At 53.4% G+C, this 15,927-nt stretch carries 11 protein-coding genes; 3 read left to right on the top strand and 8 right to left on the bottom strand.

Annotated features, from left to right (window positions below; translation table 11 throughout):
• Positions 1 to 891: 891 nt before the first annotated feature.
• The 3 genes from E8E75_RS29285 to E8E75_RS29275 all read left to right on the top strand — a co-directional run bounded on the left by E8E75_RS29285 (position 892) and on the right by E8E75_RS29275 (position 6,320).
• Complete coding sequence (locus E8E75_RS29285; protein ID WP_280360141.1) at positions 892 to 2,844, top strand: methyl-accepting chemotaxis protein; 1,953 nt, start codon at positions 892 to 894, stop codon at positions 2,842 to 2,844.
• Positions 2,845 to 3,084: 240 nt separating this feature from the next.
• Positions 3,085 to 3,306, top strand: a complete 222-nt coding sequence (locus tag E8E75_RS29280) for a hypothetical protein (RefSeq protein ID WP_280351895.1) — start codon at positions 3,085 to 3,087, stop codon at positions 3,304 to 3,306.
• A gap of 242 nt (positions 3,307 to 3,548) precedes the next feature.
• The gene (locus E8E75_RS29275; protein ID WP_280360140.1) at positions 3,549 to 6,320 is read left to right on the top strand and encodes a LuxR C-terminal-related transcriptional regulator; all 2,772 of its coding nucleotides are present in this window, start codon (positions 3,549 to 3,551) and stop codon (positions 6,318 to 6,320) included.
• A gap of 472 nt (positions 6,321 to 6,792) precedes the next feature.
• Here E8E75_RS29275 and E8E75_RS29270 read toward each other — a convergent pair whose 3' ends face one another.
• The 8 genes from E8E75_RS29270 to E8E75_RS29235 form a co-directional block, all read right to left on the bottom strand.
• The gene (locus E8E75_RS29270) at positions 6,793 to 7,959 is read right to left on the bottom strand and encodes a serine hydrolase domain-containing protein (protein WP_280360138.1); all 1,167 of its coding nucleotides are present in this window, start codon (positions 7,957 to 7,959) and stop codon (positions 6,793 to 6,795) included.
• Between the two features lie 33 nt (positions 7,960 to 7,992).
• Positions 7,993 to 8,832, bottom strand: a complete 840-nt coding sequence (locus tag E8E75_RS29265; RefSeq protein WP_280360136.1) for an SDR family NAD(P)-dependent oxidoreductase — start codon at positions 8,830 to 8,832, stop codon at positions 7,993 to 7,995.
• Between the two features lie 33 nt (positions 8,833 to 8,865).
• Complete coding sequence (locus E8E75_RS29260) at positions 8,866 to 9,816, bottom strand: NAD-dependent epimerase/dehydratase family protein (RefSeq protein ID WP_280360134.1); 951 nt, start codon at positions 9,814 to 9,816, stop codon at positions 8,866 to 8,868.
• A 34-nt stretch (positions 9,817 to 9,850) separates the two neighbouring features.
• Positions 9,851 to 10,663 (bottom strand): CmcJ/NvfI family oxidoreductase, encoded by an 813-nt coding sequence (locus E8E75_RS29255; protein ID WP_280360133.1) that lies wholly within the window; start codon positions 10,661 to 10,663, stop codon positions 9,851 to 9,853.
• A gap of 18 nt (positions 10,664 to 10,681) precedes the next feature.
• On the bottom strand, positions 10,682 to 11,863 hold the full coding sequence (locus E8E75_RS29250; protein ID WP_280360132.1) for a cytochrome P450: 1,182 nt from the start codon (positions 11,861 to 11,863) through the stop codon (positions 10,682 to 10,684).
• A 173-nt stretch (positions 11,864 to 12,036) separates the two neighbouring features.
• Positions 12,037 to 12,873 (bottom strand): N-acyl homoserine lactonase family protein, encoded by an 837-nt coding sequence (locus E8E75_RS29245; RefSeq protein WP_280360130.1) that lies wholly within the window; start codon positions 12,871 to 12,873, stop codon positions 12,037 to 12,039.
• A 46-nt stretch (positions 12,874 to 12,919) separates the two neighbouring features.
• The gene (locus tag E8E75_RS29240) at positions 12,920 to 13,957 is read right to left on the bottom strand and encodes an aromatic ring-hydroxylating dioxygenase subunit alpha (RefSeq protein WP_280360128.1); all 1,038 of its coding nucleotides are present in this window, start codon (positions 13,955 to 13,957) and stop codon (positions 12,920 to 12,922) included.
• Positions 13,958 to 14,634: 677 nt separating this feature from the next.
• A complete protein-coding gene (locus E8E75_RS29235; RefSeq protein ID WP_280360127.1) occupies positions 14,635 to 15,912 on the bottom strand; it encodes an FAD-dependent monooxygenase in 1,278 nt (425 codons plus the stop codon).
• Positions 15,913 to 15,927 lie beyond the last annotated feature (15 nt).

Raw genomic sequence — 15,927 nt, 5'->3', positions numbered from 1 at the left:
GCACTTCATGCATCCACCTATCGATGGATAGGCCGAGCCACAAGCGGGAAGGCAGCAATCGGGGACTGAAATCGTCGCAGCTACCGCAAAGCGGCGAAGTGTGCAGCGCCGCCGGCCTCGAACAGAGTGAAGCGCCACAGCAGGTCTGCCCCAGGCCTTAAATGGATATTGCGCCACGCAACTCAGCGCCCTCCGAGCACGCAGATCGGGATACCCCCAGGTCATACCCAGCGGCGTTAAAAGCTCCCGATGGGTAATGTCGCGCAGCAGCCACGACCGCTCGCACAGCGATGGTATGGGCCGGCATTGGAGTGAGGCGATTCGACGCCAGAGCGGTCGCCCTGTCGTTAATGGCGAGCTCATTGCTCCATCTGTCCTGCCCGCGATCACCTGACCGAGCGCCTCGCTCGCTCGTATTTCGGTGGTGTAGATCGCCCCATCTATGGAAGTAGGAGCAGCGTCGTACACGGCGCCACCTAACCAAGCAGGTTCACCCCCAGTCACCACAGCCGAAGCCGCCCACAATGAAACTGCCCCCCTCTCCCCTGCCCGGGGCGAAACAGCAGTAGACCCTTCCTGAACCGGCAGGTACGGCGACCTAGCTAAGTGCGAGGCTTTCACGCTGCAAAGATCCTCGATATGCCGGAGAGGAAGGCCAACGCCGGGAAGCACTATCTTTCGGCAGGTGATCCGCCTGTTAGACAAGCAGAACCTGCGCGCACAATAAATTTAGATAAGCCACTGCAGGAGATTAAGCCGAATCATGTATCGCTTAATTCAATAAATATATTGCGATCCACCCACCACAAACCAGTGCCTTTTAACGAGCTTTTGTATTCGACTCCTGGCCCATTAAAAGCTCTCTCTTAAAGCAGCCAGAAGGATAATAAGATGCTGCAACGCACCATATTTTTTCTCGCAGACCTAAACGTTGGCAAAAAAATGATGCTGGCCTTTGGTTTGGTCTCATTGCTGTCCATCGCGGCAATTGCCATGGCCTTAAAGACAGCCGAGCTTCTACTGGATGGCAATAGACAGAGCCAAGCAATCGGTGAACTAAACCTTCTTCTGCAGGAAGCTCGTGGAGCCGAGAAAGACTTCTCTCTGACGGGCAAACAAGAGAACGCTGACCTCCTAGAGCTCAAGCTCTCCAAGCTAGACATTCGAGTCAACGAAATCCTGGAAGATAGAAGTACAGTTAACCATGAGCAATTGAAAAAAATTAGACTCAATGCTCGTGCCTATCGAGAGCAGTTTGACCATTTCCACGCCACTAAGACTCAATCAGACTTAGCGTTAGCCGAAATGCAGAAACAAGCCGACAACGCTCGAATTCAACTTGAGTTCGTAGAGCTAGACATGTTCAGTGCTTTACGGGAATCGGTGAACGGTCAAGGCGAACTAGATCCAAACACCCTAACATTTGCAGAAAACTCCTCGACGCTATTGCGCCTACTCCTGCAAATGCGGGGCTATGAATTTGGATATGTTCAGCGGGACGATAAGCAAGAACTCTCCGCTTGGAAGGAGATAATGAGCGATGCCGAGGCAGATGTGTCGCGGCTTCGGGGTCGGATTGGCGAGGAACACCAGGACATCCTCCAGGCAGCACAAGAAGCCCTTACCAATTACCACTCGGCCTTCAAGCGATACAGTGAAAGCCGCGCAGCCAACCAGCACAGCGCGATGCAAATGCAAGAGCTGGCCGACCGCGTATTGCAGGGTGCCAATGAGGCCTTGAATAGCCATCGAGACTGGTTGGAAAACTATGCTGATACCATTCTGCATCTGCTGGTTGTCAGCGCCGGCGTCATTCTCACGCTTGCACTGCTGGCAGGATGGGGGATCCGCCAATTGATCCTGCCACCACTCCATCAGACGCTGGACCTCGCCAAACGCATAGCCGCTGGAGACCTCAGCCAGAACATCACAACAGCGCGGCGCGACGAACTCGGTCAGCTTTACCGAGCGATGGGAGGCATGACCTCCAACCTGCGCGAGCTCATACGTCGGATCCTGGATGGCGTGGATCAACTGCGTGGTGCAGCGGGTGCGTTACAGGAAGCCAGTCAACAAAGTAGTGGCGGTGCGCTTGACCAGCAACGCCAGACAGCGCTCGCGGCTAACGCCACGCGCCAGATGGCAACCTCTGCCGAGGCGGTCGCCAACTATGCAGAGAATGCTTCCGGAGCAGCCGCAGATGCAAACAAGCACGCCAAAGCTGGCGAGCATGTAGTGCGTAAAAGCGCGGAGCAAATCGGCCGCCTTGCCAACGACGTGAAGTCATCCACTGATGTAATTAGGGACCTTCACCAAAGCAGTGAGCGCATAGGTGGCGTGTTGGACGTCATCAAAATGGTGGCTGAGCAGACCAATCTGTTGGCACTCAATGCGGCGATTGAGGCGGCTCGTGCCGGCGAGCAGGGGCGTGGCTTCGCGGTAGTGGCCGACGAAGTCAGGGCCCTAGCACGGCGAACTCAAGAGTCGACACACGAGATCGAAGCTCTTGTCGCAGAGCTGCAAGGTATTTCCTTGCGTGCTCTACAGCAAATGACCGAGAGCTCCGAGCTAAGCAACCAGGCAGTGGCGTACGGTGAACAGGCACGGCAGTCACTCAACCGAATCACCTCGGCGGTAAGCAGCATCGAGCTACTTAACGGACAGATTGCCGCCGCTGCCGGAGAGCAGAGTACCGTTGCGGTGGAGATAAGCCTGAACGTCGAGAATGTTCGCAGTGTTGCTAACCAAGGCGCCGATGCCACCCAACGTGTCGCGCTAGCCAGCACTGAGCTGACTCGCTTGGGCACGGAGCTCCAACAATTGGTTCAGCAATTTCGGATTTAGCTTTCGCGGTCCGAGACAGGCCAGCAAACCGCCGGGCATCCATCTGCTACGGCCATCCAAAGATAGGATCATTTCGATCCTGAGGCAGCACACCCTTCTGCCATCTTGGACGAACAGGGCTCGCCACCAAGAGATTGGAGAGTTTGATCAACCGCGCCTCTGTAGTCAGGGCAACGACTATTGGTTGGGCGCGCGTCATCACATGGTGCCCGCTCAGCCCCCAAACCAATGGATATTGGAATGATTTTCACCGTCGCAAACATACAAGCAACGTCGGATATTCGGTTCGACGTCAACGAGCGAGAGCTGCAGATCGTCTACACAAATCCACATCCAGGCAATCAGCGGCGCACACTACAGGTTCGCTTTGGCCCTCAAGCCACCAGAGAACTGGTTGAAGCTGTTCGTGCCCTTGACGCACAGCTCGACTCGCCACTGGATAGAGTTCTTTCTTCGGATTAGGTCGCTAAACCCGCGATTGACGACCGCACGAGACACCAGCGCTTGAGCAATTGGGAAGCCTGCTCACGGGGCTTTCGACTCGAAGGCACGATGTTGCCTCAACGTCTGCAACGCGGCCATGGGATGGCTAGCGCGGCAGCAATACGCTAGGGTTGAGCTACCCGCCAGGCCACCTTGCTGCTGCAGAGTTACTTCGGCATATTCCGCTGAGGGTACCAATACCAATAAGAAGAGCTATGGCCATGATTCCTGCCTCTACTAAGGACCAAGGGCCGCACAACCGTGACGCCCTTGAACCGAACCAGATATATCTGATCGCATCCAGACTGCAGCCACCGGTTGACGCTCGCAACCTTGTAGCCCGAGCGAAGCTAAGCAGCTTGGTACTATCGGGTGCGCATAAAACGCTGACGCTTGTGAGTTCGCCGGCAGGCTACGGCAAAACCTGCTTGCTAGCCGAGCTCCAGCAGGAGCTGCAAAAGTCAGGGATGCAGACTGCTTGGCTCTCGATAACCCCACTAGACCAGAGCCTGCCGGTCTTCAGTGCCTATCTCCGAGCAGCCATCGAGCTGGCATCCAATGTGGATCAAATCCATGGCCCGATTAGTCGGGTTGGCTCCAACACACTAAGTGAAGCCTTCAATCGAACCATGGCCCTGATTGAGGCGAGCGAAGAATCCCCGCTGTACCTCTTTCTGGATGATGTTCACCATTTGGCAGGCACCGACTCGGTGCGTCTCCTCTCCATGCTCATCGACCACACTCCGCAAGGAGTACGATTTGTACTCTCCTTTCGTGGCGAGCCATGTCTGTCAGTCGCAAGACACCGAATGCATGGCAAAGTGACTGACTTTACCAGCCAGGACCTACGTTTCGAAGAAAACGAAACGACCGCTTTGCTGGCGGCAGACGCAGTGACAGCAATCACCCCCGAAGACATTCGGTCCTTGGTACAGCGCCTTGAAGGGTGGGCAGGAGGTCTGAAGCTGGCTGCGCTGCTACTTAAGCGCACTCCCGAGCTTATTCAAGACCTAAAGAACTTTAGCGGCGAACGGCGCCAATTTGCCGACTTCTTCCTTCAAGATGTCTTGGCAGATCAACCTAACGACGTTCAAGAGTTCCTTATTTTGACGTCGATACTTTCCACCTTGAATGCTTCCACCTGTAACTTCCTGACAAAACGCACTGACGCCCAGCAAAAACTTCTTCAGTGTCTTTCCCAAGGGCTTTTTCTACTCCCATTGGATGGCGAAAATCGGGACTTCCGACTACATCCATTATTCTCTGAATTCCTCTATCGCACACTACTGGAGCGATATTCAGATCGAGTGTCAGAACTTCACATCAGCGCAAGTCGAGTTCTTGAAAACACCGGCAATTTTAACGAAGCATTTAGTCATGCGATCCAGGCGCAAGATGATCTGCGGGCCGCCGAGATAATGAACTCTCATTTGGAGGAAATTTTTGACGCCAAGGAAGAAGCCTTAGCACTGGTCAAGAAAATCCCTATGGATACTATGATGGAGTATCCAAAGATTGTCATGGCCCATGTATGGAAGCTTCTGACACTTTGGCAGTTCGAGACTTGCAAAAGGCTGCTCTCTACACTCCGACAGCGCTTGGACGAGAAAGAGAGAAAGAATGGTATTAATGAAGAGTCTCGCGAGCTACGCCTCATTTTCCATCATCGCGAAATGATGCTATCACTACTCTCCGACAACCTGGAAAACGTTGAAGAAAGTGCACAGTATTTAATTGATAACTATCATGACGCACACCCTCTTCTTAAAGGCAGCCTTTATAGTTCACTGATGTACGCTCGACGGGAGCGCTTCAAGTTCGATGATATGGAGCGCCTTAACTCTCTCGCCCTCGAGTATTTCAGTAACTTTGAACGCGGGCTTACCGATATATACCACCAAGCGATGATCGGCCCCTCCCGATTCGTAGCGGGTCAGACGCGTCGTGCTATCGATGAATTAAATGTGGCTTTACAACTGGCTGAAAAGATTGACGGGAAAGGCTCACCATTAGCCGCGCTGATTGCCATGCATCTCGCCAAAATCCACTACGAGTTGGACGATCTGGAACAATCACGCGAGCTGCTCTCCCAATACCTACCCTCTGCGAGCCAAAGGGGCTTTGTAGATCAGGCAATCGCTGGTTGGCTAACCGCCGCACGACTGGCGATGATCGATGGAAAGCCCACTAAAGCCTTTAGCCTACTCGATGAAGCTGACGCCTTTGCTGCGAAACACCAGTTTGATCGCTTGAAGTTCTTCAGTCTTGCTGAGCGCTTGAAGCTTCTGTTGCGTCGAGGTGAGATCGATGACGTAATTCGCCTCGGTAAGAAGCATGGCTTGCGCGGAGAGCCAGCCGCAACAGTAGCACCGCACGCAACCTCTAGGAGCCGCGACGAAGCCAGAGCCTTAGCATGGACACGTGTTGCCCAGGCAGAAGATCGAATTCCCGAGGCAATAGGCTTGGCCAAGCAGTGGCACCGCTACCTTAACGGCAGAGATGCCGTGAGGAGCTGCCTCCGTTGGGAGTTGGTGATAGCCCACTTGCTACTCCTCTCCGGAGACAAACGGGCCGCACAGCGCACGCTGAGAGAGGCGTTATCAACAGCTGAACCTGGTGGCTTTATTCGCTTGTTCCTCGATGAAGGTGCCTGGCTCGAAGGCTTGCTTAAAGAACAACTGGAGAGCACTCCTACTAGCGAGAAAACAGGAGACGCATTTGCTCTGACAGTTCTTGAACACATGGGCGGCAGCCCGAGCCAAGCGGCGAAGCTCACGGCCGAGGACGTTCCAGTTATCGGCGCCTTTAATACTAGGGAAATGGAAATCCTGTTAATGGTCTCTGCCGGCATGCTGAACCGCGAGATAGGCAACAGGCTTGGTATGACCGAGGGATCGGTGAAATGGTACCTGCAGCAGATCTATGACAAGCTCGGAATCCGGCGCCGCTCTCAAGCGGTGGAACGCGCCAGGCAGTTGGGGATCATTCAGTAGATCGAAGCTCGACCAAGCGTCCGAACTACGAAGGCGTCAGAACGCACGAAACAGCCACTCTGACGCCGATTAACCTATTTCCACAACCGCGGAACAGGATGCAGGTAACCAGCGTTTTTTGAACGCGGTGCCTGGTCCAACAATCTGCACCTGCAGCTCTGCTTCACAGGCAACACACGGCTTTTTAGAACCGCGAGGGAGAACCCTCGCCCACCTCGAGTGGCAGGTTCCTCCTTTGCCGTCGCGGAACAGATGCGAGCGAAATGTCGGCTTGTCTGCCCCCGCCCAAAAGAGCACAGCGCATGCCCTGCACTGGGAGCGAGCCAGTGCAAGGTCTTTTGTTCGGCGTCAGAATGAGCGTGATGCTCTAGGAATACGAAGATGGTCGCTTTCGCGAAAACTCGGGCGTTCGGAGATAAAAGAAACGCGGAAATCCCCAGCAAGATAACCGCGCAAAGGGTGAACTACTAAGTCAGACCGCAGCGCCAACGATGATGTCGGACATGCGCTGGAATCGCTCGATGTTGACGGCCTGCGGCAGCACGCCCGCAGTTAGGCAAGAGAAGCTGATATCGAGTTGAGGATCAATCCAGAACATCGTCGTGCCAGCCCCATAATTTCCGAAGGTCTCGCGAGACGTGAGCGTGCCAAATTGATGATGCACGAGCTTCTCGCCACGCACGCTGAAGCCTAGCCCGATGTAGGCCGGTGGCGGGTTATCCCAACCAGCGCGAAGGGCCACACCACGGTAAAGCTCGTTGTAGAGATCGCCAGTCCAATTTTGACGAGCGAGCTCTATCATCCGCGGTGAAAGAATACGAGCGCCATCCAACTCGCCGTTCAGCCTTAGCATCTCGGCAAAGCGCCACATATCCGATGCAGTAGAAACTGCACCAACATGGGGGGCTTCGTTCACCTCTTCCTCGAACAAGCTGTACTTCCCGGGCTGGGTACGTCCCAGGACAGCAATCGGAACCACGCCGCGCATGTCCGGGACGACTTTTCGGGCACGGAGATCCGGCCGCACGCCCAGCCATGAATCGACCATGCCCAGCGGTGCAAACAAGTCTTCATGGAGAATGCTGCGGAAATCTCGACCTTTGGGGTCAGTTCGCCTCAGCATCTCGGCTATCAGTATCTGGTTGCATGCGGGGGCGTAGTCGCAGCGCAGACCTGGATCGATAACACCGTGTACGTTCTCACAGACTGCAGCCAGGAGCTCATCGAGGCGGTCCTGATACATATCGGGCTTCGGGGTCCATACCCCTGGCATACCGGTAGTGTGGGTCAGCAGATGGAAAAGTGTGGTCTTATCCCTGGGCGCCCCCATGAACTCGGGAATGATGTCTTTGACCTTAGTGGTCAGGGCAAATTGCCCCAACTCCACAGCTCGCAGAGCAAGCACGTTGGTAAATGCCTTGGTCAGCGAGAAAATGCTGAACACCGAGTTCCTGCTCAGACTTCTGGTGTGATCAGCATCCTCAAAGCCTATGGCCTCATCCAGACCAACTACGCCTGCACGTGATACGCGGATCACGGCACCGTGGTAGAGACCCTTCTCAACATCAGCGCGAATGACCGATCTCACTAGGTCAAGGCGCTCTTCTGACCATTGGCTCTTTGAATTCGAGATGTTCATCAATATCTCCGCAAATTATGCAATGCGTACGATTCAGGCCGGATTCTTCTCTTTCCAATCGAGAGCCTTTTGCACAGCCGCATCGATCAATGCATGGCGATCGGAAATAAAGCCGAATAGTTCAGGGTGCGGGAAGATGAAAAGCTCACCCTCTTTGATCGCATGAACGACCTGCTTACCCGTGTATTCAGGCGTCAGCCATGGAATCTGGACGTTGCCGAAATGCTCAGTTTCCTCAAGCATTACGTCATGGAGCTTGCCGTCATTCAGCTCATTCGGACGATTACGCGAGCTCTTGCCAATATTGGTCCGCACCGGTCCAGGGCAAAGCACACTTACGCCTACATTGGTGCCTTCGAGCTCCTGGCTCAATACCTCAGAAAGGGCATTCACACCAAACTTGGTGACGCAATAGGAACCAAGCTCCGGAGTAGTAGCAAGGCCAGACATCGACGACGTATTCACGATATGGCCGCCGTCGGCATTGCTTTTCAGAATGGGGAGAAACGCTTGGACGCCATGAATGACGCCCCAGAGATTCACATTAATAATCCAGCGCCAATCGGAGATGGACAAATCGGCGATCGCTCCCATGGGCCCGACACCAGCATTATTGCAAACAACATGGACTGTACCGAAGCGTTCGACCGTGGCGCGAGCCAATGCCTCGACGCTTTCGTAATTACTTACATCAGTGCGAATACCTACCGCACCGATTTCCGAGGCAGTGGCTTGAAGTGTTCCCTCTTCGATATCAGCAATGACGACCGTCATTCCCTCAGCTATGAGCTGTTCGGCGATGCCTCTGCCAATACCGGAGGCGCCACCGGTCACGACAGCAACCTTTCCTTTCAAGTTTTCAAGCTTACTCATACATACCTCTTCTTGTAATTTATTCGTCAAGTATCAGCGCTTGGCCAATTGAGGATTAGTCAGAATTACGTTCCGAACAAACTCGTCAACTGAACCATCGCCAACAAATCCCAGTTGAAGTGCACCTGGAGCTTTAAGCGGACACTGCTTAAAAAGCGCCTCAACTTGGGGGACGGACTCACAAGTGACAAGTTCATAAACCTGAGGACCGTAGTAGTCGGCAAGTGCAGATACAAAGTCCTTCATCTGCAGATAAAGCGCAGGCAGAGTCCAGTTTCGTCTAGCGGGTAAATCACCAGCAGCTACTTCCCCAGCATGAAGAAGATTCTCAATGCAGCGTTTCAAGGACATCACCCACGTTCCCGATTCCAGCTCCATCGGAAGGGTGAATGGGCGGCCTGCAGCCACCGAAAAGAACACGTCGCTCAAAAAGGCGGAGAGCATGGTCATGGAGCCTGCAGGGCGCGCAACAATCCCCGACAGTCGCAATGCCACACCATCAATAAAGCACGCCCTCGTATAGTCATTGATGAGAAGCTCACCGATTAGCTTATGAGTGGCATAACTAATCCCTGGATTTGGAAGCGTCTCATCATCGACATGTGAACCCCACGGCGGAGAAAACACCGCAACAGAGCTCGCATAAACGACCCGCGGGCAGTTCCCTTGAAGGCGTAACCGTTCAAGAAGCTCTATCGTAGCGTCAAGATTGGTTGACTTTCCGATCTCGAAGTTCTCGACAGATTGTCGGCCCGCAACAGTCGCAAGGTGAAAGATGCGGTCCGGCTTTCCGTCCAAGATACGACTCAGAGTAACGCCATCGTCCAATCGACCTTCAATTTGATTGACACGCGCGTCAGATATAGCGTGATCAAAAGCAATATCTGTCAGTACGAACGTATCATCAGGGGCCGCTCGACTTAACAGCTCCCAAGCAAGGGCGCTGCCCACAAATCCAGCCGCCCCGGTAATTAGCGTATGCACCGCCACCTCCAGACTTCAGATTACAATCCAGGCGCTACGGGATGTAGGCAATAGTACGAACTTCAATACTCTCTCGTGCAGGAGCATCGGGGCTGGTGTGCGGATCGTTGAATGAACTATGGGCGGCCCACTGCACGGCTTCAGCATCAGAGTCGACCATCTTGAACATCAACACTTCTTCTGGGGTCATGGCTGGATAGAAATACCAGCGTTGCTCATCGCTGTAGGAGATGTTGAATCCGAACGCAGGACTAACACCCGATCGAGTTGCTAGCAGTTTGCAAAGGTGCTGATCCTCTCGAGAAATGGTAGAACCGTCCACTACCGCCAGCGGGTTACGGTCAATAGTCTTGAGAGGCCGCCAAACGTTGATGATCATCCACCGACCGGAGAGATAACGAGCCTTGTGCTCCTCGGGTGCATAGAGTTGAGCAATTGCGTGCGCGGTAGGTATGTCATAGTCGACATGGGTGTTCATGGCCGGGGTACGGGCATTCGTCTGACCACCCTCCGTAGCACCACGGACTTGCTCACCAAAAACCTTCACATATTCAGCACCGGTTTTTTCTTTAATGAGCTCAGCAACCTCGGCAAAATACACCGAGCGGACCTGATCCACATCGAAGAAATTGGTTACCGAACTATCAATTCGCCCGAGGGTAAACGCATTCGCCTCAAGGGACGCGTTGATGTTTCTCGCGTTGTGGATCCTGACATCATGGGGAATCAACCTGATACTTGCGTTTGCCTTTACGGCATCATCCATCACAGAAAGTTTTTGTGTAGGGTCACCAAAATTCATGACCACATCAACATGATCAATATTAACACCAGCATTATTAGCCATTTTCAATGCCCTCCAAGTTTAAACAGCGTGGAGCTTGAGCGGGACATTGACCCAGCCCTGAATATTGTTATTGATCAAGCGAACAGGATTACCTGCCAACTCAATTCGCTTTACTTTCTGCAGAAGAACTCTGAAGAGGCATTCAAATTCGACGCGGGCGAGTAGCTGGCCGGCGCAGCTGTGCACACCGACACCGAATCCGAGGTGGGGTCCCCGGCGCCGCACATCAAACTTTCCTGGTTGATCCCAACGGCTTTCATCCCGTCCGGCTGCTTTGAGGAAAACGCCGACCACATCGCCTTGCTTCAGCGGCATTCCTTCAAGTTCGGTATCGGACATGACCAATCGCCCCAGCATCCTAGGTGGCGGGTCGAATCGCAGCGACTCTTCGAAGGCCGCCTTCACAAGACTGGGATCCTCGCGCAGGGCATCCCATTGCTCCGGATCCTGGCTTAGGGCGTGAAGGGTGTTACCGATACCAGTCATCGTGGTGTCGAATCCTGCCCCCAGCAGGGTGAGGACAAGCAAATCGGCCTCTTCCTTGTTGATGACACCATCTTTCTCAAGCTGGTAGATCTTGCTAGCCATCCCCCCCGAAGACACAGTTTCACGAGTTGCATTCTTGTCCATCCAGGCGAACGCGTCTTCGGCCTCGACGATGGATTTAGTAAGAATCTCGTTGCGGGGGCCAGCACCATTGAACGCAGCAAGACCAAACTTAAGAATCTTTTCTCGCCCTTCGGATGGCAGGCCAATAATGTCCGGGAAAATCTTAAGAATATAATTAGCTGCGAGTTCCTGAACGCCGTCCACGACTTGCCGTCGCAACATTTCATCGACTATTACTTCCGCTTGGCGAGTAAACTCCGATTCCAGTCCCTTGATTCCTTCAGGCCCGAGGATTTTCATAATTGCGTCACGTGCGCGCTTATGCTCCGGCGGATCCTCAGTAACCAAGATCCGTGGGACCAGCGATTGATCATCGACACCAAAGGGACGGCCGGTCGAAGAGAAGATCTTCCAGTTACTCAGGACTGCCTGGGCGGCCTTGTGGCTACCGACGAAGAAGCAGTCATGTTTATTAAGCCGAACAACAGGACCAATCTTACTGACATTAATCTCTTCAGAGTTACGAATCGACTCCTCAGTCCAGAGATCAATATCAGTAGACGGGATGGAATCCCTAAACAGGCCAGCCATAATTATCTCCTCTTATTTTTTTTGCAGCTCCAGCAACTGGACTGCCTACTCAAACCCGCGACTTAGCACTACATAGATTCCGAAACTATCAACACCTAGAAGGACGAGCACCTATCTAAGGATAGAGACAACCAAACCTAGAAACTAATGCCTGGATAAACTCGACATAACAGCTAGGCGATTCCATTTTCGAGATCCTCGTTATCCTGATTGGTCGTGGGCGGCACATGTAGGCAGACAATATCCGCGGACTCACACTCAAAAGCCGGAAAGCGGCGCCGGACCAAAGGGTCATGACCGGGTATCAAATGATCTGGAGAGTCCGCCAGCCGAGAAATAAGCCTATAACCATCCAGCATGTCACCCACGTTAAATACGATGGGGAACGGAGAGTCTTCGAGAATATTTGAATAAAAATGACTAGCATCCGAAGCCAGCACCACCCATCCGCGCGAGGTATGAACACGCACTACCTGCAGGCCAGCGGTATGTCCACCAACCTTGTATACCTCGACCCCAGGAACCAACTCATAATCGCCATCATGGAACACGACCCTATTTTGGTAGACACCCCGAATAAGGTTGACCACATCTTCAACGTTGTATGAATGACGTAGTGGTCGATGCAGCATGTAACGCCCAGTTGCGAAGCTCACTTCATCATCTTGAATATGAAATCTTGCCTTGGGCAGTAGATCAATATTCCCAGCATGGTCGTAGTGGAGATGCGTGATGATTACGTCGTGGAGCTCATCAGGATTAACTCCAAGATTTCTCAAGGAGTCGATAGGGCAACGCAACAACGCACGACCGCGTTTATCTGCCGCCTGCTGATTGAAGCCAGTATCGACCAGAATTGAATCTACCTCCCCCTTGATTAACCAAACGAAGTAGTCCATTGGCATTGCATGATCGTGGCTGTGATGGCAGTCAATAAAATTCTCGTGACGACTGCGGTCCACGCGTGCGTAACGCACCGCAAAGACTTCATAAGTTGGAAGTAAACTCAATTCCGGCCTCCCGCTTTTCTATACCAACTCCAGTAAAAGAGCTCTTTCAGGAGCCTTGTACAGTTTCGGCCTTGCGCAAACGGTCAACGATCCAGCGAAACTGACCGAGAGCTTGATCCGAAGAAGTTGGCACCATATCGGCGTCCGGTTTCAGATTCAGAACGCGCTGCTGAGCCTCAATCATGACGCGATCCTCTTCAAAGGCCATCCTGGCAGCTTTGAACATCTCGTCAGCCATTTCGTCATTACCGCGGATCGAATCTGGCCCCCAAGAGAAGAAGTATCTGGAGGTAGTCTCGGTAATGGCGGTGACGCCTTGACACGTCAAGGATTCAAACAGCGGTTTGTCGGTAGGAGGTTGATCGCCCAAAAGTGCGGCGGTACCTGGCGGATAGACAGCGTTGTGCATGATCATCACGCCAGGGACATAGAATGTGTAAGCATTCCACATATCAACAGTGTCACCTGTAACACCACTAATAGTCGGCGGCGCCGGCTGACTTACCACCCAGCGCTCAACTCGAACAGCTCGTTCAAGCCGGGTTACTTTCGGACGTGTACGAGCCCAGTCGAGACTCGAACCGAAGCTATTCGGGTGCACATACGAAAGATGCGAGAAGTCCAGCAAGTTGTCGTTGATGTACTGATAATGCGCGAGGTAGTCGATTTGGCCAGATCGGAATATCCATTTTGGATCGTCAAGCTTGGCCGAGAGCGGGATTAGCGAAGGATCAGCCGATTCAGGATCACCCATCCAGATCCAGACCCAACTATGCTGCTCTACAACAGGGAAGCTTCGTACACAGGCTTTCGCAGGAATCGTTTCTTGGCCCGGAACTTCAACACACTTTCCATTCGGAGCGAACTTGAGGCCGTGGTACATGCAGCGCAGTGCATCACCTTCTACCGAGCCCAGTGATAGCGGCGCGGCGCGGTGGCAGCAACGATCCTGAAGTGCGACAACATCCCCTTTGCTATCACGGTAGAGCACGATCGGTTCGTTAATGATGGTTCGACTTACAGGGGTATCACCAGGAACCTCGTAATCCCATGCTGCGATGTACCAACAGTTCTTCACGAACATACTGTTTTCCTCTTCTTATTCTGAAGTCTTGAGAAAGGCCCCTAAGGGTCGCACCCAGATGCGAGAAATGCCTTATCCACCTTTATTGTGTGGTAATTGCCTAACTCAAAAACCTATCTTTAGAAAGCCCGGTGTGACGTACTTGATCGCCAAGCTCGGGTCATGCCGAATGAGCGCGTGCGCCACGTTTTGGCAATACGCGCCTCACCTGTATGATGGAGCGCAGCATCGCGGTATATTTTTAAAATAGCGACTCGGTCCCAGGCGCTGGTTTCCGCGGATTGACGAGGATGACCGAACAGGACATAAATTCCATCGCCTGCATTTCCAGGTTTAAGCAGGACGCTAGCTACGATCGGGAAGAGTCAGCACGTCGACTGAATCTATTTACACATTACCCCTTGAACCATCGCAGCACAGCAAGTGACTAGGACTGCCTTGTAGTAAGAGACAGGGAGAGATCCGCCCGCGCGTAATTAGCCCAGAAATCCGCTCGCAACATAAAGTACGTAATAGCAAAGCAATTTATTTCGTTGTTGCTTCGTAGCTAGTCATCCGGCGCTCCATCAGGAGAGACGTAACGCCGAATAACTACACCTTTCTGCATTCCCTATCTTTTCTCTCCTATCGAAAGATAGAGATAGTGGTCGCCTGTCTTTTTCTGTGACAGGCCGCCACTAACCAGCCCTCTCGATGGTCACGCCTCCGTGACCGCTCACGATCCCACCGTTGTTGCGCAGATCCTCTGCTACATAGGATTGCCGCCAATCTTCACGGTACGGACGGCCAGCGAGATCAAAGGTGGAAAGCATCGCTTTGCGCTTGTATTCCAAATTTCCGAGCATCGCGAAGAAGCCTGCCTCGTCCGCCTGGCGCTTGGCCGGCTCGCGCTCCTGCATTCGGCGCTTCAGCTCAATGGCAGTAGGACTGGCGATCTCAACGAAGCAGCGGCGACGTTCGTATGCATACCAATCCAGCGCGTCGTCCGCAGCCTGGTTATTGAACTGAGCGGACAGGGATTTGATAAGCAACGACGCATCCTGCACCCCGGAAGTGAGTCCCAGGCCACCAATTGGGTTGGTCGCGTGAGCCGCATCACCGGCTAGCAGCACCCTTCCGCTTCGATAGGTTTCAGCTGAACGCTGATGCACCCGATATGAGTTAGCCAGCACCAACTCGTATGGCTCACTGGGATCAGGCAGGATTCGCTTGAAGCGCTCAGTGATACGAGCAACACGCTGCTCTTCAGTCAGCTCCGTGCTTTCGCCGTAGGCAACACGCCACAAACCGTCATTATTGATCTTTGCGACAACGCGCCAATCATCGGGATCGGCCACCATGTTGTTGTCGGCATAGTCGAACTTCTCGAAGTCGTAGATGAGGTTCGTCGCCATGAAGACCTCATCCCAAGTGAAGCCCTCGAACTGAACCCCCATGGCCTTGCGGACAGCGGAACCGGCGCCGTCGCATCCGATCAGCCAATCAGCGTCCAGGTATTCTTCGCAACCATCGCGCTCCAGCTGCAATTGCACTTTGTCGTCGGATTGGGTGTATCCCTGAAAAGCTGTCGCCCACTGGATCGTCGCATTCGGCAGAGCTTTCAGCCGCTCAAGGAGCAAGTCCGCGAGCTCATCCTGGCCGAAATGAAGGATGTACGAGTAGGGGGTGATTCCCTCCAGATCGTGAAAATCAAGCCCACCCTTTTGCCCAGACAACAGGAAGTGTTGAGTGAATCGGTAGCCAAAGGCGCCAATGCGCTTCGCGTCTTCCAATACCCCGACGTCATCGAGAACCTTCAGCGTGGAGGGCAAATAGACCATTGCCCGTGGAGATCGAAGAACCCCCTCCCCTTTGTCGATTACGGTGACTTCGGCTCCGGCCTGCGCTAGCCCCAATGCAATCAACAATCCAGTAGGACCAGCACCAACCACGACGACCTTGTTACCGGCAGCCATCTCAACCTCCTGAGA

The organism is Pseudomonas sp. BN606, from assembly GCF_029873115.1.
Lineage (GTDB): Bacteria > Pseudomonadota > Gammaproteobacteria > Pseudomonadales > Pseudomonadaceae > Metapseudomonas.
The sequence above is the reverse complement of the archived record's forward strand: the minus strand, read 5'-3'. Positions and strand labels throughout refer to the sequence as shown.